A 23,543-nucleotide genomic window follows, 5' to 3' on the forward strand; every position below is an offset into this window, starting at 1 on the left:
GGTTCACTGCACCGCCAGGCGTTCGTCGGTTTCGTCGTCGGGTTGGGCGGAGTAGCCGAGCACCACCAGGTAGCCCAGCAGCATGAGCGTCGAGATCATCGCCACGAGCGCCTTGATCTCGTAGGGGATTTCGGTTGGCGAGATGAACCCCTCGATGAACGCCGCGCCGATGAACAGCAGCACCGCCGCCATCATCGTCGGCAGCGCCTGCCGCGCGGCGGCCTGCACCGACTCGCGGCGGCTGAGGCCGTTGGTCTTGACCACCGCAAACCCGAGCCGCATGCCGGCCGCGCCGGACATCACGATCGCGGTCAGTTCAAACGGGCCGTGGGCCGTAACAAAGTTGAAGAAGTTGTCGCTCTGGGCGGTGGTGGACATGTGCCCGAACACCGCGCCCAGGTAGACCGCGTTGAACGAGATGGCGAACAGGCCGCCCACCCCGAAGAACGCCGCGCCCATCACGAAGCACCTCAGCCCGATCCCGGCGTTGTTGTAGATGTAGAAGCCGGCCATGATGAAGTTGTCGTCCATGGTCCGGTTCACGCCCGGCGGGTCGGCGTACATCTCCTCGACCGCCAGCATCCCGTCCTTGGTGATCACCTGCTCCGCGAACCGCGGGTACGGCGTGAAGTCCGACGCCAGGAACGCCGACAGCAGGAAACCGCCCCAGAACAGCAGCGCCGACAGCCGCAGCGACTTGTCGTGGAACAGCCGGCGGGGCACCCGCTGGAACATCTCGGTCATCCACGACTCGGTGGCCATCCCCTGCGTGCGGTACAGCTGGTTGTGGGCGCGGCCCACCAGCTGGTGCAGGTAGCGGACGGTCTCCGACGGCAGCTGGTGCGCGTCGGCGAGCGCGAGGTCGGCGCAGGCCGAGCGGTACAGCGACGCGAACTCGCTGCGGCGGTCGGCCGCCAGCTTGGCGCGCTCGCCCCGGCTCTCCAGCTGAATGCAGAGCGACTCGAGCTGACGCCACAGCGGCGTCCGCGTGTCGACAAGTTCGGCGGCTTTCATGCGGTTGGCGTCGGCGGTCGCCGGCGGGCGGGTTTCGGGGGCGGGGGCGGCGGCTCGGCCGGGATCGGCACCCGGGGGGCGATCACGGCGTCCTCGGTGTCGCCCGGCTCCGCCTTGTGGAACGCCCGCACGTACAGGGCGCACAGCAGCAGGTCGTGGTCGGTGTCGGGCGGCAGCCGCAGGCGGTCGACTAGCAGGTCGCCGACGTGGCGGGCGATCTCCTGGCGCCGGGCGGGGCCGAAGTAGCGCCGCCGGCCCACGTAGTGCGAGATCGCCTTGGCCAGCGATCGGCTGGGCACAAAGTTGGCGGGGATGGACTCGAGCAGCTCCGCCAGGCCGGGCTCCTCGGGGGCCGGCACCTTGCCGAACCGCGACCGGTCTTCGGCCACCACCATCGTGCCGCACACCAAGTCGCCCACGCGCTGGTTGCGGCGGGTCAGCGCCATCGAGAACAACGCCAGCAGGTACGAGGTGTACACCAGCGGAGCTTCATCAAAGAAGAAACCCGGGATGTAGACAATCGGCAGCGCGTCCGCGATCCGCAGCACGTTCCGCAGCACCGCCTGTACAGCGGATATCGGGCGGCCGTCTGTCCGCAAGACGCGCAAACCGGTCATCCGCTTACCAGGCGTCTGGCCATTCCAGACCGCCTCGAAGAATCCGCCGTAGAACCAGTACAGCACAAACGCCACAACCGCGATGACGAACATCGCCAGGCCGCCCACGCCCAGGTAGCCAAGCACCATCCCGGAGACGATCGAGATCGCCAGGATCGCCAGGCAGAAGATCACCGTGTCGATCAGAAACGCCATGACCCGGCCGTAGGGGCCCGCCACACGGTACTCGAACGCGATGTTCTCCGGCGTCACAACCTGGACGTGCGAGTCGATTTGGCTGGCAGTCAGCGGCACAGGCGACCGAAGGCTAGATGTAGGGGGTCTCGTAGAGCGGGTGGTTCGCAGCCGACCTCCAATTATCGGCCCAATGCGGGGTGTTCCGCAACCAAGAAGTTTTTTCACGTTCGCCGCGGCGCCCGTGCGGCGCATAGAATAGCGGCGAAATGTTCGCCAGGTTTTAGTTGAGGATCGCGCCGGATGCCGCCAATTCTTCCCGCTCCTACCGTCGCGCAGGTTGAGGAGGAGCTCGCCAAGCTGCTCACCGGGTTCGAGGCCGATAGCGAGTCGCCCGTTCCACTGCCGGTGCAAGAGACCCTGTGGGTCGCCCGCCGGCTGCAGCAGCGGGCGACCGAGCTGCAGACCCCGCCCGAGCGGCGCCAGCAGGCCGAGCTCAACCGCATGATGCAGAACCCGGGCGACAAGGCGACCATGGTCCAGCTGACCGACCAGGCGTTCCGGTCCGGCGTGTGGGGCCGCGCGGCGGACCAGTTTATCCACGTGCTCGACGCGCAGGGCATCCCGCGGTTCTTCAGCCCGATCGAGCGCACCATGCTCCGCGGCTTCCAGTCGTTCGGCGCGTACCTGCCGGGCGTGGCGATGCCGATGGTGAAGGACAAGATGCAGCACGAGACCGCCAACGTCGTGTTGCCGGCCGAGGCGGAGCTGCTCACCAAGCACCTCACGCGCCGCCGTGAAGAGGGCGTGCGGATGAACGTCAACCAGCTGGGCGAGGCGCTGCTCGGCGAGCGCGAGGCTCAGCACCGCCTGGACGGCTACCTGGCCTCGCTGCAGAAGCCGGAGGTCGAGGTGATCAGCGTCAAGATCTCGACGATTTATTCGCAGATCTCGCCGCTGGCGCGGCGGCACACCACGGACGTGCTGGCCGACCGGCTCGAGCTGCTGTTCCGCGCCGCGTCGCGGGGCAAGTTCACCCGGGCGGACGGGCAGGTGGTGCCGAAGTTTGTCTACCTCGACATGGAGGAGTACCGCGACCTGCACCTCACCGCCGAGGCGTTCATGCAGACGCTCGACCGGCCGGGCCTCGAGGGCGTGCACGCCGGCATCGTGCTGCAGGCGTACATCCCCGACTCGTACGGCGTGCAGCAGCGGATCAACGCCTGGGCGCGCGAGCGTGTGGCCGCCGGCGGCGCGCCGATCACCATGCGGATCGTCAAGGGCGCCAACATGGAGATGGAGCGCGTCGAGGCCTCGATCCGCGGCTGGCCCCAGGCGCCCTACAAGACCAAGCTCGAGACCGACGCCAACTACAAGCGGATGCTGCACGAGGGCTTGTCCGACGAGAACCGCGCGGCGGTGCGGCTGGGCATCGCGTCGCACAACCTGTTCACGCTGGCCTACGGGCTGGTAGCTTCGGCCCACGCCGGCGCGCTGGCCGACGTGCAGTTCGAGATGCTCGAGGGGATGGCCAGCCATCAGCGGCGGGCGTTGTTCGAGCTGTCGCAGAACGTGCTGCTCTACGCGCCCACGTGCTACCAGCGCGACTTCATCCACGCGATCGGCTACCTGATCCGCCGCCTGGACGAGAACACCGGCCCGGACAACTTCCTGCGGCACGCGTTCAACATCAGCGTCGGCAACGAGGCCTGGCAGGAGCTGGAGTCGCAGTTCGTCAAGTCGTTCGAGGCGATCGACGACGTCCGCAGCGAGCCTCGCCGCACGCAGGACCGGCGTTGCGAAAAGGGAATGACGAAAGGGGAAAGGGGAAGCGAGCAAGCAAGTCCGGATCTCCGGTTCCCGGACTTCTCCAACGAGCCCGACACCGACTGGGCTCTGCCGCACCACAGCGAGTGGGCCGACTCCATCATCAAGGAGTGGGCGGCCAAACGCGACGACCAGGCCGCCGAGGTCCCACTGGTGATCGCTGGCGAGCAACTGGCGCCGGATGCCGCCATTTCCGAGTCGACCGACCCCTCGCGCCCCGGCGCGGTGGTCGCCCGGTTCCGCCAGGCGAGCCTCGAAGAGGCCGACCGCGCGCTGCGGTGCGCGGTGGAGGATCCTAGCGACTGGAGCCGGCGTTCTCCGGACGAGCGGCGCGAGGCGCTCCACCGGGTGGCTGAGGAGATTGCCGCCGACCGCGGCGACCTGCTCGGCGTCATGCTGGCCGAAGGGGGGAAGCTGCTCACCGAGTCCGACCCCGAGGTCAGCGAGGCGATCGACTTCTGCCGCTTCTACGCCGACAGCGCGTCGGCGTTTCACGCGTTGCCGGGCGTGGCCGCGCGGGAGAAGGGCGTGGTGGTGGTGGTGTCGCCCTGGAACTTCCCGCTCGCCATCCCGTGCGGGGGGATCGCCGCGGCGTTGGCGGCCGGCAACCGGGTGATCCTCAAGCCGGCCAGCGACACCGTGCTGATCGCCTACCGGCTGTGTGAGTGCTTCTGGCAGGCGGGCGTGCCGCGCGAGGCGCTGCAGTTCATGCCCTGCCCCGGCGCCAGCGTGGGGCAGCACCTGGCGGCCCACCCGTCCGTAGACGCGGTGATTCTGACCGGCGGCACCGAGACCGCGCAGCGGATGCTGGCCGCCAAGCCGTCGATGAACCTCTACGCCGAAACCGGCGGCAAGAACGCCACGATCGTCACCGCGCTGGCGGACCGCGACCTGGCGATCAAAAACGTGCTGCACTCGGCCTTCGGCCACAGCGGTCAGAAGTGCTCGGCCACGTCGCTCCTGATCCTCGAGGACGAGGTCTACCACGACGCCGGCTTCCGCGACGCGTTGGTTGACGCGGTCACCAGCCTGCGGGTCGGGTCCGCGTGGGAGCTGCCGACCAAGATGGGCCCGCTGATCCGCCCGCCCTCGGGCGAATTGGAGCGGGGTCTCAAGGAGCTGGAGGAGGGCGAGTCGTGGTGCGTGATGCCGAAGCTGCGCGTGGGCGACAACCCGAGCCTGGTCTCGCCCGGCGTGAAGTGGGGCGTGCCCGCGGGCGGCTTCACCCACAACACGGAGTTCTTCGGCCCGCTCCTGGGCGTGATGCACGCCAAGAACCTGCGGCACGCGATCGAGCTGGTCAACGCGACCGGGTTCGGGCTGACCTCGGGCATCGAGAGCCTGGACGACCGCGAGCAGGAGCTGTGGCGGCACACCATCCGCGCCGGTAACCTGTACCTCAACCGGTCGACCACCGGCGCCATCGTGCTGCGGCAGCCGTTCGGCGGCATGGGCAAGAGCAACGTCGGCCCCGGCATGAAGGCCGGCGGCCCCAACTACGTCGCGCAGTTCATGCACCTCGAGCGCAGCGGCCCCCCAGCGTCGACGGCCACATCAGCGGACCCCGACCTGGCGTCGGAGCTATCGACCTTTGTCGGTGAAGTCGCCGCCGCGATCGGGCTCCAGTCCGACGAGACCGCCGCCATCCAGGGCACGGTCGCGGACTACGCCGCCGCTGCCGAGTCGGAGTTCCTCCGGTCCCACGACCACTTCCGGTTGGTGGGCGAGGACAACTTCCGCCGGTACCTGCCGATGGAGGTGCTGCGGGCGCGCGTGCACGGCGACGACTCCGTGCACGACGTGCTGGCGATGATCGCCGCGGGCCGCGCGGTCGGCTGCCGCGTGATCGTTTCGGCGTCGCCGGCGGTGGCCGACAAGCGGCGGGAGCTCTTCGACGCGATCGACGCCGCCACCGAGCTGTGGGCCGGCGGGCTGGAGATGCTCGAGGAGTCGGTCGAGCAACTCGCCGAGACGGTCGCCGCCGGCCGCAGCGGGCGGGTGCGGTTCACCTCGCCCGACCGCGTGCACGAGGCGGTCCGCGAGGCGAAGGCCGCCGCGATGCTGTACCTGGCCGACGAGCCGATCACCCGCCGCGGCCGCGTGGACCTGCTGTGGTGCCTGCACGAGCAGAGCGTGTGCAACATGTACCACCGCTACGGCAACCTGGGCGACCGGGCGGACGAACAACGCGCCGAGCCGCTCTAGCGGCGCGGCCGCGACGCGACATAGCATCCACGCTTCGCCGTGGTGACGGCGGCTGTCACGCTCAGAACACGGGCGACAGCTCGGTGAGCCGCGCGGCGGTCTCGGCCATCAGGTCGTCCTCGGCGGCTTCGTCGGCCGCCTCGTAGGTGACGCTGAAGCGGAGGAACGAGCCGGCGTCGTCCCACGGCACGGTGCAGATGGACTGCTCGGTGATCAGGAACTGGCTGACCTCTTCGGCGTTGGCGAACTCCGGCCCCCCCTCGAACGCCTTGGGCGCCGGCGTGTAGAGGAAGTAGGTGCCGCCGGGCATCTCGCACTCGAAGCCGCACTCGGTGAGCGTGGCGACCAGCTTCTCCATCCGGCGGCGGTACTTGGCGCGGATCTCCTTGGGGATGGCCGGGTCGTCCAGCCCGGCGGCCGCCGCCTTCTGGATGGCGATGAACTGCCCGCTGTCGCCGTTGTCCTTGTAGTCGGCGAACGCGCTGACGATCCGCTCGTTGCCGCAGACCCAGCCGATCCGCCAGCCGATCATGTCGAAGCCCTTGGACATCGAGTGCACCTCGACGCCCACGTCCTTCGCGCCCGGCACGGACAGGAAGCTGGTCGGCTCCTGGTCGAACGACAGCATCGCGTGCGCGGCGTCCTGCACCACGACGATCTCGTTCTGCTTGGCGAACTCGATCGCCTTCTCGTAGAACTCGGTGGTGGCGGTCTTGCCGGTGGGGCTGTTGGGGAAGTTCAGCACGATCAGCTTGGCGCGCTCCAGCACGTTGCCGGGGATGCCGTCCAGGTCGGGCAGGAAGCCGTTCTCCTTGAGCAGCGGCAGGTTGTGCACCGTGCCGCCGTAGAACCGCGTGAAGTTGCCCGCCACCGGGTAGCCCGGCACGGTCATCAGCGTGACGTCGCCCGGGTTGATGAACACGCCGGGCAGCTTGGCGTAGACCGGCTTGCTGCCGATGTCGTGGTTGATCTCGGTGGCCGGGTTCAGCTTGACGCCGAACTCGCGCTCCATGAACCGCGCGGCGGCCTCCTTGAACTCCAGCACGCCGTTGTCCGCGTAGCCGCGGTTCTCCGGCTTGTTGATCTCCTGGGCCATCGCCCTGCGCACGACCTCGGGCGCCATGGAGTCGTTCTCGCCGATGCCGAAGTCCAGCAGCCTCCGCTCGGGGTGCTCGGCCAGCGCCTTCCGCTTGGCGCGCTTGATCTTCTCGAACTTGTAGATGGCGCCATCCTTGCCGTAGTTGGCGCCGCCGATGCGGTCGGCGAAGAGCTTCTGGAAGTAGGGGTCGGACATTTCTGTATACAGTCAGCGAGAAACGAGTGGGGAGAACCGAAACAGCTTATCGGACGAACCGGTTAGCGTCGACCGGCGGCGGATCCCCCGTGTTTCCGCGGTTTGCGGTGGGCCACCCCACGTGGCCGCGCCGCCGCCGCCGTACTAGAATGGAGAGTTCCCCGCAAACCGCCCGCCAACCGCCGTTTCCCTAGAATGCCCAGCGAAGAAGAGCTCTACGAGGAGCACATCCTGGATCACTACGAGGACCCGTTCCACCGGGGCGAACTTCCCTCGCGCACGCACAGTCATGAGGACAAGAACCCGCTGTGCGGCGACGTCGTGCGGATCGACCTGAAGCTCGACGAGGAGGGCAAGATCGAGGACTGCTACTTCTCAGGCGACGGCTGCGTCATCAGCCAGGCGTCCGCGTCGATGCTGCTCGAGCAGATCCAGGGCAAGACCACCGACGAGCTCAAGCAGTTCACCGCCGAGGACATGCTCAAGCTCTACGGCCCGCGGCTCACCCCCAACCGGCAGAAGTGCTGCCTGCTCTCCTGGCGGGTGATCCAGCAGGCGGTGCACTCGCCGGTGGGCGCCGGCGAGGGCTGACCCGAGGAAGGGCGAACACCACACCATGAGCGAAACTACGCTAGCCTCGCCGCACCTGCTGCCGGAGTCGGTGCGCGAGGACTTCCCCATCCTCGACCAGCGCGTGCACGACGGCCGTCCCCTGGTGTTCCTGGACAGCGCGGCCAGCTCGCACCGGCCGCGTCAGGTGATCGACGCGATCGTGCAGTGCTACTCGCACGACTACGCCAACGTTCACCGCGGCATCCACACGCTTAGCGAGCGCGCGACCGACGCCTACGAGCTGGCCCGCGAGAAGGTCCGCGGCTTCCTGGGCGCCGAGCACGCCGAGGAGGTCGTCTTCACCGGCGGCACGACCGCGGCCATCAACGCGGTGGCCCGCGCGTGGGGCGACGCCAACGTCGGCCCCGACGACGAGATCCTGCTGACGCCGATGGAGCACCACTCGAACCTGGTGCCCTGGTTCCAGCTGGCCGAGCGGACCGGCGCGTCGATCAAGCACATCCCGCTCACCGAGGACGGCCGGCTCGACCTCGACCGCCTGGACGAGGTGCTGACCGACCGCACCAAGCTTTGCGCGTTCGCCTCGGTCAGCAACACGCTCGGCACGATCAACCCGGTGAAGGAACTGACCCGCCGTGCGCACGAGTCGGGCGCCGTGGTGCTGGTGGACGCCGCGCAGAGCGCCCCGCACATGGTGACCGACGTGCGGCAGCTGGGCGTCGACTTCCTGGCGCTCAGCGGCCACAAGATGTGCGGCCCCTCGGGCGTGGGCGTACTGTACGGGCGGCGGGAGCTGCTCGCCCAGACGCCCCCCTTTATGGGCGGCGGCAGCATGATTAACCGCGTCTACCTGGACCGCTTCACCCCGGCCGACATCCCCACCCGGTTCGAGGCCGGCACGCCGCCCATCGCCGGCGCCATCGCGCTGGGCGCCGCGGTCGACTACCTGCAGTCGGTCGGTCTGGACGCGATCCACCGGCACGAGGAGGCCCTCATCGACCACGCCTGGGAGCGTCTGCAGGAGGTCCCCGGCATCCGCCTGCTGGGCCCCGGCCCCACGCAGCGCGCGGGCCTGGTGAGCTTCGTGCTGGAGCGGCCCCACCCGCACGACATCGCGCAGCTCTTGGACTTCGACGGCGTCGCGGTCCGCGCCGGGCACCACTGCACGCAGCCTCTGCACGACCTGCTCGGCATCACCGCCAGCACCCGGGCCAGCTTCTACCTGTACAACCGCCCGGAAGAGATCGACGTGCTGGTCGAGTCGCTCAAGAAGATCGGCGACCGCTTCAAGCCGTCGGGGCGCAAGCGGCGGCGGAAGCAGTAGCGGCCTAGGGTAGAGCGTCGAGCGTTGTTGAACCGCCGCGCTCCGCCTGGCTATGATACGCCTGGGTGTTGGCGCAGACTTCCGAAGCACGGGCTTCGCGATCGCCACGCCCGTCACCGATCGGTCAATCCATGATCCGACTCCTGAGCCAGTCGCTGGCGATCTTCGCGTCCAATCTGCCTGCGCTGCTGGGGATCGCGCTGCTGATCTACCTGCCCGTGAATGTGGGGCTCAACCTGCTCGTGGACGAGAGTTCCGCAGATGAGTTCGACGTCGCGGCTTTCCAGGCGTACGGCCTCTCCGAGGTGCTGTTCGGCTCCCTGGCGGCGGGCTTCGCAACCGTTGTCGCCGCCCGCTCGCGGATGGCGGAGCCGGTGCGGTTCCTGCCGGCGCTGGGGCAGGCGATGCGGCATTGGCCTGCAATGGTTGGCGCAACCATCCTGTTCAACATCGGGGTCACCCTCGGGCTGGTGGCGCTGGTGATCCCCGGCGTGTACCTCGCCTTGAGGTGGGCTTTGATCTACCCCTCGATCGTGCTGGACGACGCGGGCGTGAACCACTCGTTCAGCAGGAGCACCTGGCTGTCTCAGGGGTACCGCTGGCAGATCCTTGGGTTTGCGGTGCTTGGGCTCCTCGCGGTTTCCGCGCTGACGATGCTGCTCTACCTGTCGTTCGAGTGGCTGCCTGCGGACCTGTACTTCCCGGCGGTGATCGCCATCGACACGCTGGTGAGTTGGTTGTCGCTGATCTGGCCGATCCTGCTGACGCTGTACTTCCTCGAAGCCCGCGCAGCCGTCGAGGACCAGGACCTCCCCGAGGAGCCTTACCGAGAGCCGAACGAAGGCGACCGCGAGGTGGTCGCCGACGCAGACAACCCGTTCCGCTCTCCGCAGTACTGATTGCCCGTCAACGCGTTGCGCGTTTGTCGCGGCCGCGTAACCAGATGGCAACGGGCGCCAGCAGCAGCGCCGAGGGTTCCGGAACCTGGTCAATTCCTATTCCGGCCGCGCGGCCGAAGTTGTCCCGCCACACCTCGTAGTCCTGCTGGTTAACCACGCCGTCGCGGTTGCCGTCGGCCGCGGCGAAGCCGCCGCCCAGGTGGTCCCGCCAGACGGCGTAGTCGGCGGCGTCGACCGCCGAGTCGCCGTTGTAGTCGCCGGGGATCGACAGCGAGGTGAGGGTCTCGAACTCGACGCGGCGGAAGTTCATCACGCCCGAGCCGCTGGCGGCGCTCGCGCCAAACTGGTACACGTTCCCGCCGGGGCCATGGACCGAGGGGACGCCGTCCCAGTCGGTTATGTGGCGGCCGTCGAAGTAGAGCGACGCCAGCCCGCTGGCGGGCGACCAGCGGAGTTCGTAGTCGTGGTACGCCTGCGCGTCGGCCACGCCGGTGAGCGGCTCGCTGAGGATCCGCACCGGGTTGTTGTGGTCCCACAGCGAGGCGACCAGCGCGCCGCCTTCCAGGTCCAGCTGCAGCAGGTACGCGGCGTTGTCGAAGTAGACGCCGATGCCCATGCTGGGCAAGCCGCCGCTGGGGCTCACCAGCCGCGCGGCGGCCGTCATCCGCCAGCCGAGCTGGCGGGCGTCGGCCAGGTAGCGTCCGCTCAGCGGCTGCAGGTAGTGCGGCGCCGCGCCCCCGACGGCGCTGTCGGCAATCTGCCAGGCGGCGCCGGTCCCGCCGACCGTGTCGAGCACCGCCAGGCCGGCGTCGGCGGCGTCCGCTGGGATCCAGCCGTACAGCTCGGGGTCGAAGGCCACGGTGGCGCCCGCCTGGTAGACGCCCACCTGCTCGGCGCGCGCGGGGGCGGTGATAGCGACGCACGCAACGCCGGCCACAACGCCGTAGAATGCCCGAGTGATGCTGCCCATGAAAGACTTGTCGGCGCCCGGCCGCGGTCTGGGTGAGTCGTCGAAACCGTCGAGGGTAGCGGATTGCCGGCGGGCGGCGCCATCATTCGGCGCTGCGGGTTGGCGACGCATCCGCCGTGCTAGTCACCCGCGTGCTAGCAGGGAACCGCAGCGCAAACTGCTCTGAGTCGATCTCGAGATTCAGCCGGGCCTGCTCAACGCGCCCCGTGACGGTTTCCGTTGGGGTGTCCGCCGATCGATCGAACCGATGGCGGGTCCAGTCTGAGGGCGCCCACCGCTCGTTGGTTAGGGCGTAGGCGATGTCCAGCGAGCTCCGGGTCTGGCCGCGGTGGAGCACCACCCAGCGGACCGGCAGGCAGCCCCGTGCCGGGTCCACGCTTAGGCGCCCCACCGTGTCGCGGTCGCCGTGGCGACGGGGGAAATCGAAGGCGACGAGCCGGCTCTCGGGCAGCGGTTCCGCCGCCGGCGACGCCCGCATCCGCCGGACGTCCCACCCCTGCTGCCGCAGCACGGCCATCGGGGCGAGCCACAGCCGGACTGCCATCACACCGGCCACGTTCGCCCACCCCGGCGGCTGTCCGCCGCGGTGCTCGCGACCGGTCGGGGGCTGGTCCGAGTAGGGCGTCCACAACGCCCGCGTCGATTGCTGGTCGAAGGCGACCTGCAGGCGCCGCACCCCTCGGCCGTGGTCCTCTACCCGCTGGCCGTCCCGCGCGTGGAACAACTGGTCGATCGAGAACCGGCCCGCGTGGTAGTAGTAGTCGATCGTGGAGGAGTCGGTCGTGTGGCTGGTCGCGAAGGGGTCGTCGGGGGTCGCTGGCCGCGCGTCGCCTTGGCGGGCGTGATCGGCGCGGATCGTGAAGTGGACCGACTCGAGCTCCGCCCGCCGCTGACTCCACTGCCGACGCGCGGCGGCTTCGATCGGTTCGCTGCCCTGGGCGGCCGGGCAGAAGGCGGTGGCCAATGCGGCAACGCAGGCCAGGCGAGCGGCGGTGTCGGGCACAGGGCGACTCGTTTGCGGGGACGGGCGGAGGCGCGAACGCGTAGATTCATCCAAGAGCCGGGGGATTATTCCCGCGGCCTCAACCATCCCCGAGCCGCGTTACTCTTTGTCGTCCGCCGGCTTGGCGGCCGCCTCGGCCTTCTTCTCGCGGTCGGCCTCGGCGGTGCGGAACTCGTCCAGGTTGTCGCGTCGGACAACCTTGGTGGCGATGGTCATCGTGCTAAAGTTGCCGGGCGGCGGGATGGCGCTCGCCTGGCGCTCGCAGTAGGAGGCGAGCACGCGGGTCGCCTCGTAGCCAAACTGGTAGGGGTCCTGCGCGATGGTGGCCGCGATGTGGCCCGACTCGATGCCGCCGAGGGTCTCGTCCGAGGTGTCGAACGTCACCAGCGGGATGTCGCCCAGCCGGCCCTCGTCCTCCAGGACCGACAGCAGCAGCCCGCCGTGGCGGGCGTTCATGCCGACCAGGCAGGCGAGGTCGCTGTGCTGGGCCAGCAGCTCGCGGAGCTGGTCGCCGGCCCGTTTGTCGTTCCCCTCGTCGACCAGGTAGGCCACGATCTCGTAGGTCCCGTTGGCGTTGGCGTCCTCGTCGTCGCCGCCGATGAGCTCTTCCTGGAAGCCGGCCTTGCGCTCCAGCATGTTGTCCTTGGACAGGTTGGCCAGCAGCACGGCCACCTTGCCGCCGTCGGGCACGGACTCCTTGACCAACGCCGCCGCCTTGGCGCCGGCCGACCGGTTGCTGGTGCCGACGTAGCACAGCCGGTCGGAGAGCGGCGCGTCGGAGTCGACGGTCACCACGAACACGTCCTTCGCCAGGTTGTCGATCAGCCGCGTCTGGCTCTCGGCGTCGAGCGGGCTGAGCGCGACGCCCCGGACCGAGTCGGTGTCGATCTTGTTCAGCAGCACCGCTTGCGACTGCACGTCCTCGTCGGCCTCGGGCATGTAGACCTTGACCTCGGCGTTGACGTCGCGGCCGGCGGCCTCGGCGCCGCGGGCGATAGATTGCCAGTAGGGCTCGCTGCCGCCGGTGACGATCACCAGGCTGGGGCGCTCGACCATCGGGGTCGGCTTCTGGAAGACGCTGATCCGGTAGACCGCGACGCCGATCGCCGCGGCGATCAGCAGTGTCATGAGGACGGTGCGTTGTGTGGACATCGTACACAACCTTCTGCTAGAGGAGAGGACGTCCGCCCCCGGGCCGGGGCGCCGAGAGCGCGCCGCGCCGAGCGGGTCCGGTCGAATCTTACCACGACCGCCCGCTACACCAAAAAAAGAATCAACGCGGCGAGAAAGTGTTGCGCCGGGCGGAGACTTTTCAATAGAAACCGGCCACCCAGCGCGGTCCAATAGGAGGCGTGCTGTGCGTCGGTGCTTTAGCGCAGTCAGCGCGCAGGCCCCAGCAGCGTCAGAGAACTAAACTTCGTTGAGGTGTTTGCGTGGAGGGTGCATGCGAAGGTCACCGAGGCGTGCGGCCGTGGTCCGTTGGGCGCCCGGACATTTGTCCCTGTCGGCGCACACGCGTGGACAAAAGTCGGGGCCGACACCACCGGGTTAAATCAGAAGACACTGCTATAGCAGGGTGAAACGCGAATCGGCACCGGCGGTAGGGTCCGACTTTTGTCCCTAAAAATCGATGCGCCAGAACGGGACAAAACTCTGGGCCGGCGGAGCACCCTGAGTGCGACGGGGCCGCTGCTTGCGGCGGGGGCGGGCGGCTAGCTGCCGAGCGACTCTTTCCACTCCCGCAGCATGAGCAGCGCGTCGATCGGCGTGGTGCCGTCGATCTCCAGTCGGCGGATCTTGTCGACCAGCGGGTGCTCGTACGCGTCGAACAGCTGCAGCTGCAGCCCGTCGGCGGGCGCGGCGGGCTTGCTGACCACGGGCTGGGCTTCGACGGGGGTGAGCTGAGTTTCGGCGTCGTGCTGCGACTCGAGCTTAGAGAGGATCTCCTGCGCGCGCTGGTTCACCCCGCGGGGCACGCCCGCCAGCTTTGCCACGTGGATGCCGTAGCTCTTGTCGGCGGCGCCCTCGACAATCTGGTGCAGGAAGACGACGTCGCCCTGGTGCTCGTGCACCGCGACGCTGCGGTTGGCGACCCCGTCGAGCTGGTCGGCCAGGTCGGTCAGCTCGTGGTAGTGCGTGGCGAACAGCGCGCGGCAGCCGATGTCGTTGTGCAGGCACTCGGCGATCGCCCACGCGAGCGACAGCCCGTCGTACGTGCTGGTGCCGCGGCCGATCTCGTCCAGCACCACCAGGCTGCGGCGGGTGGCCGTGTTGAGGATCCGGGCGGTCTCGGTCATCTCGACCATGAAGGTCGACTGGCCGCGGGAGAGCTCGTCCGACGCGCCGACCCGGGCGAACAGCCGGTCGGCCACGCCGACCGTGGCGCGCTTGGCCGGCACGAAGCTGCCGATCTGCGCCAGCAGCGTGATCAGCGCCGTCTGGCGGATGTAGGTGCTCTTGCCGGCCATGTTGGGGCCGGTGATGAGGAGCAGCGAAGGCGAGGTTTCCGGGTTTCGGGTATCGGGCTTCGGCGCGCCGGAGTTGAGCAGCGCCTCGGGGTCTTCTGTCCGCGCGGCGCACGAGACGCCGTTCGGAACGAACTGGCCTTCGGGCTGCATCACGTCGAGCACCGGGTGGCGGCCCTCCTCGACGTCCAGCACCGGGGCGTCGGTGATGGTGGGCCGGGTGTACGCGCGGCTGCGGGCCAGGTCGGCCAGCCCGGCCAGCACGTCCAGCTCGGCGAGCGCGGCGGCGGTCGACAGCAGCCGGCGGCCGGCCTCGATCACCTGCTCGCACAGCTCGGCGAACACGCGCAGCTCGATCTCCTTGACCCGCTCCTCCGCAGACAGCACCTTCTCCTCGTACTCCTTCAGCTCCGGCGTGATGTACCGCTCGGCGTTCTTGAGCGTCTGCTTGCGGATGAACGAGTCGGGGATCTTGTCGCGGTGCGCGTGGGTGACCTCCAGGTAGTAGCCGAACACCTTGTTGAAGCCGACCTTCATCGACGGGATCCCGGTCTCCTCGACCTGCTGCGCCTGGTACTTGGCGATCCACTGCTTGCCGCCGGCCATCAGCTCGCGGCACTCGTCGAGCTCCGGAAGGAACCCCGGGCGGACGAAGCCGCCGTCGCGGGCCTGGTGGGGGCAGTCGTCCTCGAGCGCGGCCTCGAGCTTGGCGCGGAGCTCCGGGCAGAGGTCGATCCGCTGCTCGATCTGCGCCAGCCGCTCGCTAGACCGGCCGGACAGCTTCGCCTTGAGCGCCGGCAGCCCGGCCAGCGTGCGGCCCACGCAGGACAGGTCACGCGGGCTGGCGCGGCCGGTGGTCACGCGGGAGACCAGCCGCTCGATGTCGTACACGGCGCGGAGCTTCTCGCGGACCGCGTCGGTCAACGACGGCGCGTCCACCAGCTCGGCCACGGCGTCCAGTCGGCCGTTGATCCGCTCGGCGTCGGTCAGCGGCCCGCGGAGCCACTCCGCCAGCAGGCGGGCGCCGGGCGAAGTGACCGTGCGGTCGATCACGCCCAGGAGCGCGCCCTCGCGGCGGCCGTCGCGCAGCGTGTGGGCGATCTCGAGGCTCCGCCAGGTGGCGGCGTCGATCTGCAGGGTGGACTCGTTCTCGAACGGGAGCAGCCGGTCGATGTGTCCGAGCCGAGAGCGTTGGGTTTCCTGCAGGTAGTCGACGATCGCGCCCGCCGCGCGGATGGCCAGCGCGTCGCGCTCGGAGTCTTCCTCGAAGCCGAACCCGTCGAGCGACTTCACACCCAGCAGCTTCTTCAACGCCTCGGCCGCGACCTGCTGGCCGAACGCCCAGCCGGGCCGCCGGGTGCGGGTGCAGCGCTCGGGCAGGTCGGCAGGGTCGGGCAGGTCGTCGGACAGCAGGCACTCGCTGGGCGCGATGCGGACGATCTGGTCGGACAGCCGGTCGGTGGCCATCGCGGCAGCATGGAACCGCCCGGTGGACACGTCTACCCACGCCAGCCCGGTCTGCTCGCCGGCGGGCACAATCGCCGCCAGGAAGTTGCTGCTCTTAGGGTCGAGCAGCCCGTCCTCGGTCAGCGTGCCGGGGCTGACGATGCGGGTCACCTCGCGGCGGACGATGCCCTTGGCCTGCTTTGGGTCCTCCATCTGGTCGCAGATGGCGGCGCGGCGGCCGGCGCGGACGATGCGGGCGAGGTACTGGTCGAGTTGGTGGTGGGGGAAGCCGGACATGGGCGTCGGCTCGATCCCGCGCGCGGCGTCGCCCTTGTCGCGGGCGGTGAGCGTGATGCCTAGCAGCTCGGCGGCGTCCTTGGCGTCCTGGTAGAACAACTCGTAAAAGTCGCCCATGCGGAACAGCAGCAACGCGTCCCCCGCGGCCTCCTTGGCCTGGTGGTACTGCTGCATCATGGGACTAAGCGACATTGCTCACGGCTCCGCTGGTGGACGAAGCCGTGAATGCTAAACCACCGCCCGGGGGAGGCTCAAGTGGCTTGACAGAGCAGCCAAGCTCCAGGCGTCACCCTCAACCGGGGGGACGGCGGTGCGGGCGTTGGCGGTCCACCGGAACGGGATCGGCGGGCGGAAGCTAGGCCGCCAGCTTCGCCGCGGCGGGACGCTCGGTCTGGATGGCGATGACGTCATTCGCCTCGCAGAAGAAGCGGTAGCCGTAGCCGGCTAACCGGGCGAGGCAGGCGTCGATCTCCGCGGGCGGCACGTGGCGGTGCTCGAAGCGGATCAGCGCCGGGCGGAAGCGCGAGAAGTCGACGCCCTTGAGAATCTCGTGGTCGTAGCCCTCGGCGTCGATCTGCAGCAGGTCGATCGAGTCGACCCCGGCCCGCTCCAGCACGCCCTCGATGGTCAGGCACTCGACGTTGTGGACGATCAGCTCGTGCCGTGCGAAGCCGTACTTCATCACGTGCTCGGCGTTGAACGAGGCGGTCTGCGTGCAGTCGCGGGGGGGGATGTAGAACTCCCGCGTGCCCGGCTGGCGGTCAATGGCCGCGTTGACCAGCGTGAGGTGGTCGGAGTCGCCGTACAGCGACTCCAGCCGCTTGAACACCTCGGGCTGCGGCTCAACCAGCACGCCGCGCAGCCTGCGGCGGGAGATGACGTCGCCCAGGTCGTCGTGCGCGACGCCGTCGTACGCGCCGATCTGCAGGAAGGTGAAGTCGGGCTTGTCGAGCAGCACGTCGCTGATGGCCAGCGGCAGCACGCTGCCGTAGGCCAAGCCGGAGTCCATAATCAGGGGCAGCGGGTCGCGCGTGCGGCGCAGCCGCGCCTTGCGGAGCAGGCGGTCCTGCAGCCGCTGCAGGCCCTTGCCGCTGGGCAGGAACGGGCGGACGTGACGCTTGACTCGCTTCAGGAACGACATGCTGGTTGCCTACCGCATAAAGCCAACGTTGAACGTGAACACCTGCAGCTCGTCGGTGTCGGCCCGCGAGACGGGCCACGCGAAGTCGAGCGCGATCGGCGCCGGGCCCATGGCCGGCACCTGGATCCGCAGGCCGACGCCCGGCGCCACACGCCAGGTGTCGATCGTGACCGAGTCTTCGACCGTGCCGAAGTCGCAGAAGCAGACGCCGTTGACCATGTCGTCCGCGGTGAGCGGGAACAGGTACTCCAGCGTGTTGAGGAACATGAAGTCGCCGCCGGCGCGGGGCGAGGCGCCGCGGAAGTCGAAGCCACGCATGGTCGAGTAGCCGCCCGCGAAGAAACGGTCGTAGACTGGCGTGTCGTCGCCGGTGAAGCCCAGCCGCGTCTGCGCGACCAGCACGTGCCGGCCGGAGTGGTCGGGGCGCTCGTTCAGCAAGAAGTACTTGCGGGCGTCGACCACGGCCCGGGGGTAGTTGAAGCTGCCGACCACCTGCTCCAGCTGCAGCTCCACGTAGTGGCCGTCGGTGGCGAAGAAGGGGTTGTTGCGGGTGTCGTTGGCGATCACCACGCCGAACCCGTTGAGACTGTTGTCGCCGACGGTCTCGGCCAGCTCGGGCACGGCGATGGTGTTGGCGTCATGGATGTTGACGTTCTCGCCGCGGTAGGTGAGCCGGGCGGTCAGGTCGTTCTCGGTCCACTGGTAGCCCAGGCTCACGCGGCCGCCCAGACGCTGCTCGTCCCAGTCGGTGTAGCGGCGGTCGTAGAACGAGCCTGAGAGCGAGAGGCTGATCGGCGTGTCAAACAGGTAGGGGTTGGTGAAGCTCATCAGGTACCGCTGCACCTGGGTGCCCGGCGCGGCCTCGATGCGGAAGCTCTGACCCCCGCCCCGGAACGCGGTGCCGTTCACCACATCCTGCCAGCTGGTGGGGATCCGCCGCCAGTCGAAGTTGCGCTCGTCGATCATGATCTGGCCCACCACGCCCGCGTCCGAGTTGACGCCGACGCCCACCATGAACCGGCCGGTCTGCGCTTCGGCCAGCTGCACGTGCAGGTCGACCGCGGGCTCGCCTGTGGCGAAGCCCTGGTTGGGGAACAACGCGGGGTCGGGGGTCGTGCTGGGGATCTGCGGCGTGGGCGGGTAGGGCGTTCCGGCGGGCGGGATATCGCTAGGCGACGTCGGCGCAGGGTAACCGGGCGGCGGGTAGCCCGGGGGCGCAGCGGCCGGTGGCGGCGGGAAGCCCCCTCCGGTCGGCGGGGCGTACGCGGGCTGCGGTTCGTAAACGGGTTGCTGACTCGGCTGGTACTGCTCGTACTGCACGGGCTGGACCGGCTGAGCCGGCGCGACCGGCGCCGACGCGGGGCTGGTGGCGCGGGGCACCGTCCCGCCGTACGGCTGCTGGTACACCGCCTGCTGCGGGCTCTGACCGCGGATCTGCTGCGTCGGTGGGAGCTGCAGGTCGGCGTACGCGGCGTGCACGGGGCGGTTGGCGGACTGCCAGGCGCTGCGCTCGGTGATCGGCGGCTTGTACGCCACGTGGCGGTGCACGGGCTCTTCCACCGGCGGCAGCCGCCGGATGCTTGGCCCGCCGCTTGAGAACTGTGCGCCGGGGCTCAGGCGTTGATTCGCAGCGTCTGGTTGCGCGTCATCCTGCACGGGGGCGCCGGGCGCGGCGGTATCGACTGCGTCGGGCAGCTCGATGTGCACGTCCACGGGCGGAAGCGTCTGCTCCGGGGACGGCTGCTGCGGCTGGCGGCTGAACGCCTGGTAGAGCCGGCGGCCGGGCCGCTTGAGCTGCTCGACAATCCACGACTCGTCCTGCGGGCTCTGGCCGCGGATCGCGCCGCCGCCCGAGGCGACAAACTCCGTGTCGTCGAGCTCGGGGATGCGGTAGGTGATCTTCGGCGAAACGCCCCGCGCCGGGTCGGTCAGGAACAGCTGGCTGGCCTGCAGCCGCCGCTCGCTGGCGCGCAGCTCACGGATGTCCATGATCTCGCCCGGCCGGAGCGACAGCCGGTTGAGCGCGGTCTGGATGCGGGTGTGGGGGTTCTCGCCGTCGATGTGCACGAAGATGCGCCCCACGCGCCACTTCTTCCCCTCGTCGATGTGGTAGACCAGGTCGATCTTGCCGGGCTCCTCGAGAAATACCGGTTCCGCCTTCACGTCGGCGAACACGTAGCCCTGGCTGCCGTAGACCTCCTTGAGCCACTCGACGTCGGCGTTCATCTTGGCCTGCTCGAAGAACTCGCCCTGCGGCAGCTTGGCGCCGAGCGCGAGCGAGTCGTCGCCGAACTTCTCGTTGCCGACGTAGCGGACCGTGCGGACCTCGTAGCGGGGCCCTTCGTGGATCACGAACTTCACGGTGACCCACTCGCCGGTCTCGCCGAACTCGAGCGTGCGGCCGACCTTGGCCTGGAAGAAGCCAAAGGCGCGGTAGTACTCGGTCAGCTTGCGGAGGTCGCCATCGAGGGTCTCGCGGTTGAAGTTGCCGCCGATCAGGTAGAAGTAGCCCGGCTTGGTTTGCACGCGGGTCTTGAGCCGGCGGTCGCTGGCGAAGTCGGAGTCGTTGCCCTCGAACTGCACCTTCCAGATCTTCTGCTTCACGCCCTCGTTGATCACGTAGACGATGCCGCGGTCGTCGGCCTGGTCGCCCTCGAGGATCGTGACCTGGGCGTTGGGGAAGCCGGCGTCGGCGTAGGCGGCCAGGATCTTGCGGCGGCCGTCCTCCACCAGGTAGGGGTCGACGGCGGCGCCCTCCTTCAGGCCGGTTTCCTTGGCGAGCTTCTTGTCCTTGAGCTTCGAGTTCCCCAAGTACGAGACGTAGCGGACCGTCGAGCGTTCGACCACGCGGAGGATGACGATCCGACCGTTCTCGGTGCGCTCCGAGTAGGGACGCACGCTGACGAACCACGGCATCGAGGCGAGCTTGCGAACGTCGCGGGCGAGCGCGGCCGAGTCGAACGGCCGGCCTACCCGCGTGGAAAGCTGCGCCGTGATCTTAGGGGCAGGGATGGTCTTGTTGCCCTCGACGCGGATGTCGGCGACCAGCTCTTCTCCGGCCAGCATCGACAGCCCTGTGGGCGCCGGGGTAGCGACCGTTTCCGGCCCGATCCGCTGACTGCCGATCGGTGACGTCGGCAGCCCACGGCCCGGCGACTGGGCGTAGGCGGCGTAGGCCGCCATCGACAGCACGAGGGCTACACACAGGCGCGTCCGGGATGGGCTGGTCAATTGGTTTGTCATAGGTATCAGGCGTGTTGCTCGCGTCAGGCGTCTGTCGTGTAGCTCGCTTGAAGCGCCGGAGCGGACTCGGAAGGCCGCAACGCGTCGACTCGGCGGGGGCGCTACAAATGCCCTCCGCCGGGAAACGGGCCGCGTAGAGATACAAGAACCCCGCAGGCGTCACAAGGCAGATTGGCCCCGCTGCTAGCAGGCCGGCCCCGGCCACGGGGCAACGAAGGTCGCCGGCCGGCGAGTGGCCGCCGTCCCGTTTGCTTGACCGACGCGAAGTGGCTGCCTAGTCTACACTTGCGCGCACTTGGAGGCGGCGACGACGCCGGGTGTGCGAGTCTGGCGGCGCGGTGGTCCGGAACCCACCGCGGCTCGTACCCGCCACCCGTTCGAACGGCAGGCCGCGGCACGGTCCGCGGCGGTGAGGGTCACCATGGTGAATACTGCGCTGAGTTTCTGGACCAGGCCCGTTGTGCTCGTAATGGTCTGCCTGTCTTGCGCGTCTTCGCGCGGGCAGGGCGTATCGCTGGGCGGGTTCATTCCCTTCGTTGGCTTCGGGATGACCGACGAGGCCAAGTCGCTCGACGCGATCGACCTGGGCGACGTGCCGTTCATCTCCGACCCCGCCAACAGCCCCGGCGCGCCGCTGCTGGGCTCGGGCGCGACGCCGTACTTTGACATCGCGCTGTTCGACTCCGGCGCCGCCACCCACATCATCACCCAGGAGGCGTTTAACGGGTTCGACATCCAGGGCGCCGGCATGCGGGGCACGAACTCGCAGATCATCGGCGGCGCTACCGGCCAGATCCTGTTAGAGATTAATGACGCCGGCGGCATCTACGCCGCCGGCCTCGGCGACCGGACCTCGGCGGGCGCCACGCTGGGGATGAACCAGAACGCGCTGCGGGGTCAGACGAGCTTCGCCACCCTCACGGCGCCCGACGAGTGGGAGCTGCCGAACATCATCGGGCTGCCGATGGCGGCCCACCACACGGTGGTGATCCGCAACGACCAGCCGCAGATCTTCCAGCACGAGGGCCGCACGGTCCGCACCCCGCAGATCGAGTTCACCGAGCTGGGGACCGGCGCAAGCGAGGGCATCACCCGCCGCGCGCCGCTCGTGCTGCAGCCGGGCATCGGGTTCGTCCAGGGTCCGCAGTACGTGTTCAACCTCGACCTGGATGACATCCTCGGCGGCGGCGGCGAGATCAACGTGGCCAACAACCCGGCTTCGCCGTCGGTGATTCTGGACTCCAACGGCAACGGCGGCGGCATCTTCCTGGAGGTGGACCTGATCAACAACGGCCACAACCAGCAGGACAAGGCGCTGCTGTTCGACACGGGCGCCGACCTGACGGTGATCTCCGAGCAGATGGCCGTGCGGCTCGGCTTCGACCCCGTGCTCGACACGCCCGACTTCGTGCTGCAGGTGGAGGGCTCGGGCGGCGTGCAGGGCGGCGTGCCGGGGTTCTACCTGGATGAGCTCAACATCGACACCATCGGCGGCGGCTTCACGCTGACCAACGTGCCGGTGGCGGTGCTGGACGTGACCAACCCTAACAACCCGGGCAACATCATCGACGGCATCGTGGGCACCAACCTGTTCAACGGGCGGAACCTGGTGATCGACGCCAACCCGTCGATTGGCCAAGGCGGCGTGGGCCCCAGCCTGTACATCGGCGACCCGATCACGAGCCGCCACACCTGGGCGGCCGCGGCCGGACAGTGGTCGGAGCCCGCCCGCTGGGACGCCCAGGGCACGCCCGGCGAGTTGTGGGACGTGCTCATCCGGGGCGAAGCCGGCGCGGGGGTCGTCTCGGACGTGACGGCCGACCACACGGTGTTCCGCGTCACCGTCGAGGGCGACGCCCGGCTGCGCGTGCGGTCGGCCGGTTCGCCCACGCTGACCGTGTTCCACGATATGGTGATCGGCGAGGGCGCCGCGATCGAGCTTGAGGAGGGCGCCCGCATCGACGCGGCGTTCATCAACATCGAAGGGGGCGAGCTCAGCGGCGGCGGTGAGATCGCCGTGGGCAACGGCCCGATCAACGGCGCCGTCCGCAACCTGACGGGCACGATCGCGCCGGAGGGGACTCTCGATATTCAGGGCGACCTCGCCAACCTCGAGGAGGGCACGCTGCGGTTCGAGGTGGGCGACACGACCGATCAGATCACCGCCACCCGGTTCGCGTTCCTGAGCGGCGAGCTCGCGGTCACCCTCACCGCCGGGTACACCCCCTCGGCGAGCGACATGTTCACCCTGATCTCCGCCGACGAGGGCGTGGTTGGAGAGTTCGACGTGCTGAGCCTGCCGGTCGGCTACCTGTGGGACGTCCAGTACAACCCCAACAGCGTGGTGCTCGCCTACGCCGGCGTTAGCGTCGGCCTGCAGGGCGACTTCAACGGCGACGGCGCCGTCGACGCGGCGGACTACACCGTGTGGCGCGACGGGCTGGGGACCGTCTACAGCCAGCAGGACTACAACACCTGGCGCGACAACTTCGGCGCATCGCTGGCGCAGTCCACGCCTTCCGCTTCGCAGGCCCCCACGCCGGCCTCGGCCGCGCTGCTGTCGGCGGCGCTGCTGGTGGGCGCCGGCTTCAAACGCCGCTGCTAGCGCAATCGCCGGGCGGCTAGTCGAAGCCTTCCTTCCGCATCACGGAGGTCGCGGTGAGCGTCTTGGAGCCCAGGAACTGGGGCGCCGGCAGCCAGGAGATCGCCGAGTACGGCACCGACACCGTGACGCTGATCTCGTCGCCGGACCGCGCGGTGGACGGGTTCGGCGTGACCGTGACCACCACGCCCTCCACGCCCATGCCGTCGGCGTAGACTTCGGCCGCGTCCTCAACGCCGGCTTGTGAGGCGGTCAGCATCACGGCCTCGCGGGCGCCGACGCGGGACGCGTTGGTCAGCACCTGTTGCACCATGAAGCCACGGCTCAGCTCGATCGAGCCGAGGATGAGCAGGAAGAACAGCGGCGCCACGAGGGCGAACTCGACCGCCGCGACGCCGCGGCGCTGGTTGTCATTGCGGGGCATTTTCTCTCCCGGGGGTGTAGGTACG

At 69.1% G+C, this 23,543-nt stretch carries 15 protein-coding genes; 5 read left to right on the forward strand and 10 right to left on the reverse strand.

Annotation, left to right across the window (positions count from 1 at the left end; all coding sequences use genetic code 11):
• Window positions 1-3: 3 nt before the first annotated feature.
• Together KOR34_RS09085 and KOR34_RS09090 are read right to left on the reverse strand one after the other, a co-directional pair.
• Window positions 4-1,014 (reverse strand): stage II sporulation protein M, encoded by a 1,011-nt coding sequence (locus KOR34_RS09085; RefSeq protein ID WP_146564203.1) that lies wholly within the window; start codon window positions 1,012-1,014, stop codon window positions 4-6.
• Window positions 1,011-1,925, reverse strand: coding sequence for an RDD family protein (locus KOR34_RS09090; protein ID WP_197531271.1), 915 nt, complete (start codon window positions 1,923-1,925; stop codon window positions 1,011-1,013). Before KOR34_RS09090 ends, KOR34_RS09085 begins: the two co-directional genes overlap by 4 nt.
• A gap of 183 nt (window positions 1,926-2,108) precedes the next feature.
• On the opposite strand from KOR34_RS09090, the gene KOR34_RS09095 reads away from it, so the two are divergent.
• Window positions 2,109-5,837 carry a bifunctional proline dehydrogenase/L-glutamate gamma-semialdehyde dehydrogenase gene (locus KOR34_RS09095; RefSeq protein WP_146564207.1) on the forward strand — a complete coding sequence of 1,243 codons (3,729 nt, stop codon included), beginning with the start codon at window positions 2,109-2,111 and terminating at the stop codon, window positions 5,835-5,837.
• A 61-nt stretch (window positions 5,838-5,898) separates the two neighbouring features.
• On the opposite strand, the gene KOR34_RS09100 is transcribed toward KOR34_RS09095, so the two are convergent.
• The gene (locus KOR34_RS09100; protein WP_146564209.1) at window positions 5,899-7,131 is read right to left on the reverse strand and encodes an LL-diaminopimelate aminotransferase; all 1,233 of its coding nucleotides are present in this window, start codon (window positions 7,129-7,131) and stop codon (window positions 5,899-5,901) included.
• Window positions 7,132-7,326: 195 nt separating this feature from the next.
• On the opposite strand from KOR34_RS09100, the gene sufU reads away from it, so the two are divergent.
• From sufU to KOR34_RS09115, 3 genes are all read left to right on the forward strand, one after another.
• Window positions 7,327-7,722, forward strand: a complete 396-nt coding sequence (gene sufU, locus KOR34_RS09105; protein ID WP_146564211.1) for a Fe-S cluster assembly sulfur transfer protein SufU — start codon at window positions 7,327-7,329, stop codon at window positions 7,720-7,722.
• 25 nt (window positions 7,723-7,747) lie between these two features.
• Window positions 7,748-9,028 carry a cysteine desulfurase gene (locus KOR34_RS09110; protein ID WP_146564213.1) on the forward strand — a complete coding sequence of 427 codons (1,281 nt, stop codon included), beginning with the start codon at window positions 7,748-7,750 and terminating at the stop codon, window positions 9,026-9,028.
• A gap of 131 nt (window positions 9,029-9,159) precedes the next feature.
• Complete coding sequence (locus tag KOR34_RS09115; RefSeq protein ID WP_146564215.1) at window positions 9,160-9,927, forward strand: hypothetical protein; 768 nt, start codon at window positions 9,160-9,162, stop codon at window positions 9,925-9,927.
• Between the two features lie 7 nt (window positions 9,928-9,934).
• Here the strand turns inward: KOR34_RS09115 and KOR34_RS09120 are convergent, their stop codons facing one another.
• The 6 genes from KOR34_RS09120 to KOR34_RS09145 form a co-directional block, all read right to left on the reverse strand.
• Window positions 9,935-10,897, reverse strand: coding sequence for a dockerin type I domain-containing protein (locus KOR34_RS09120; RefSeq protein WP_146564217.1), 963 nt, complete (start codon window positions 10,895-10,897; stop codon window positions 9,935-9,937).
• Between the two features lie 82 nt (window positions 10,898-10,979).
• The gene (locus KOR34_RS09125; RefSeq protein WP_146564219.1) at window positions 10,980-11,900 is read right to left on the reverse strand and encodes a hypothetical protein; all 921 of its coding nucleotides are present in this window, start codon (window positions 11,898-11,900) and stop codon (window positions 10,980-10,982) included.
• A 99-nt stretch (window positions 11,901-11,999) separates the two neighbouring features.
• Window positions 12,000-13,052, reverse strand: a complete 1,053-nt coding sequence (locus KOR34_RS09130; protein ID WP_146564221.1) for a substrate-binding domain-containing protein — start codon at window positions 13,050-13,052, stop codon at window positions 12,000-12,002.
• 560 nt (window positions 13,053-13,612) lie between these two features.
• The gene (gene mutS / locus KOR34_RS09135; protein WP_146564223.1) at window positions 13,613-16,300 is read right to left on the reverse strand and encodes a DNA mismatch repair protein MutS; all 2,688 of its coding nucleotides are present in this window, start codon (window positions 16,298-16,300) and stop codon (window positions 13,613-13,615) included.
• A gap of 163 nt (window positions 16,301-16,463) precedes the next feature.
• A complete protein-coding gene (locus KOR34_RS09140; RefSeq protein ID WP_146564225.1) occupies window positions 16,464-17,249 on the reverse strand; it encodes an FkbM family methyltransferase in 786 nt (261 codons plus the stop codon).
• Between the two features lie 9 nt (window positions 17,250-17,258).
• The gene (locus KOR34_RS09145) at window positions 17,259-20,492 is read right to left on the reverse strand and encodes a BamA/OMP85 family outer membrane protein (protein WP_146564227.1); all 3,234 of its coding nucleotides are present in this window, start codon (window positions 20,490-20,492) and stop codon (window positions 17,259-17,261) included.
• A 469-nt stretch (window positions 20,493-20,961) separates the two neighbouring features.
• Here KOR34_RS09145 and KOR34_RS09150 point away from each other — a divergent pair, with 469 nt between their 5' ends.
• On the forward strand, window positions 20,962-23,097 hold the full coding sequence (locus KOR34_RS09150; protein WP_228714656.1) for a retropepsin-like aspartic protease: 2,136 nt from the start codon (window positions 20,962-20,964) through the stop codon (window positions 23,095-23,097).
• Between the two features lie 16 nt (window positions 23,098-23,113).
• On the opposite strand, the gene KOR34_RS09155 is transcribed toward KOR34_RS09150, so the two are convergent.
• Entirely contained in the window at window positions 23,114-23,518 is a 405-nt protein-coding gene (locus KOR34_RS09155) for a TadE/TadG family type IV pilus assembly protein (protein WP_146564230.1), read from the reverse strand.
• Window positions 23,519-23,543: the final 25 nt, after the last annotated feature.

Origin of the sequence: Posidoniimonas corsicana (genome assembly GCF_007859765.1) — a bacterium.
Lineage (GTDB): Bacteria > Planctomycetota > Planctomycetia > Pirellulales > Lacipirellulaceae > Posidoniimonas > Posidoniimonas corsicana.

Excerpts from the sequence above, each read along its gene's own strand:
- KOR34_RS09085 (WP_146564203.1), bottom strand. The coding sequence starts at position 1,014 with ATGAAAGCCGCCGAACTTGTCGACACGCGGACGCCGCTGTGGCGTCAG.
- KOR34_RS09095 (WP_146564207.1), top strand. The coding sequence starts at position 2,109 with ATGCCGCCAATTCTTCCCGCTCCTACCGTCGCGCAGGTTGAGGAGGAG.
- KOR34_RS09100 (WP_146564209.1), bottom strand. The coding sequence starts at position 7,131 with ATGTCCGACCCCTACTTCCAGAAGCTCTTCGCCGACCGCATCGGCGGC.
- sufU (WP_146564211.1), top strand. The coding sequence starts at position 7,327 with ATGCCCAGCGAAGAAGAGCTCTACGAGGAGCACATCCTGGATCACTAC.
- KOR34_RS09110 (WP_146564213.1), top strand. The coding sequence starts at position 7,748 with ATGAGCGAAACTACGCTAGCCTCGCCGCACCTGCTGCCGGAGTCGGTG.
- KOR34_RS09115 (WP_146564215.1), top strand. The coding sequence starts at position 9,160 with ATGATCCGACTCCTGAGCCAGTCGCTGGCGATCTTCGCGTCCAATCTG.
- KOR34_RS09120 (WP_146564217.1), bottom strand. The coding sequence starts at position 10,897 with ATGGGCAGCATCACTCGGGCATTCTACGGCGTTGTGGCCGGCGTTGCG.
- KOR34_RS09130 (WP_146564221.1), bottom strand. The coding sequence starts at position 13,052 with ATGTCCACACAACGCACCGTCCTCATGACACTGCTGATCGCCGCGGCG.
- mutS (WP_146564223.1), bottom strand. The coding sequence starts at position 16,300 with ATGTCGCTTAGTCCCATGATGCAGCAGTACCACCAGGCCAAGGAGGCC.
- KOR34_RS09140 (WP_146564225.1), bottom strand. The coding sequence starts at position 17,249 with ATGTCGTTCCTGAAGCGAGTCAAGCGTCACGTCCGCCCGTTCCTGCCC.
- KOR34_RS09145 (WP_146564227.1), bottom strand. The coding sequence starts at position 20,492 with ATGACAAACCAATTGACCAGCCCATCCCGGACGCGCCTGTGTGTAGCC.
- KOR34_RS09150 (WP_228714656.1), top strand. The coding sequence starts at position 20,962 with ATGGTCTGCCTGTCTTGCGCGTCTTCGCGCGGGCAGGGCGTATCGCTG.
- KOR34_RS09155 (WP_146564230.1), bottom strand. The coding sequence starts at position 23,518 with ATGCCCCGCAATGACAACCAGCGCCGCGGCGTCGCGGCGGTCGAGTTC.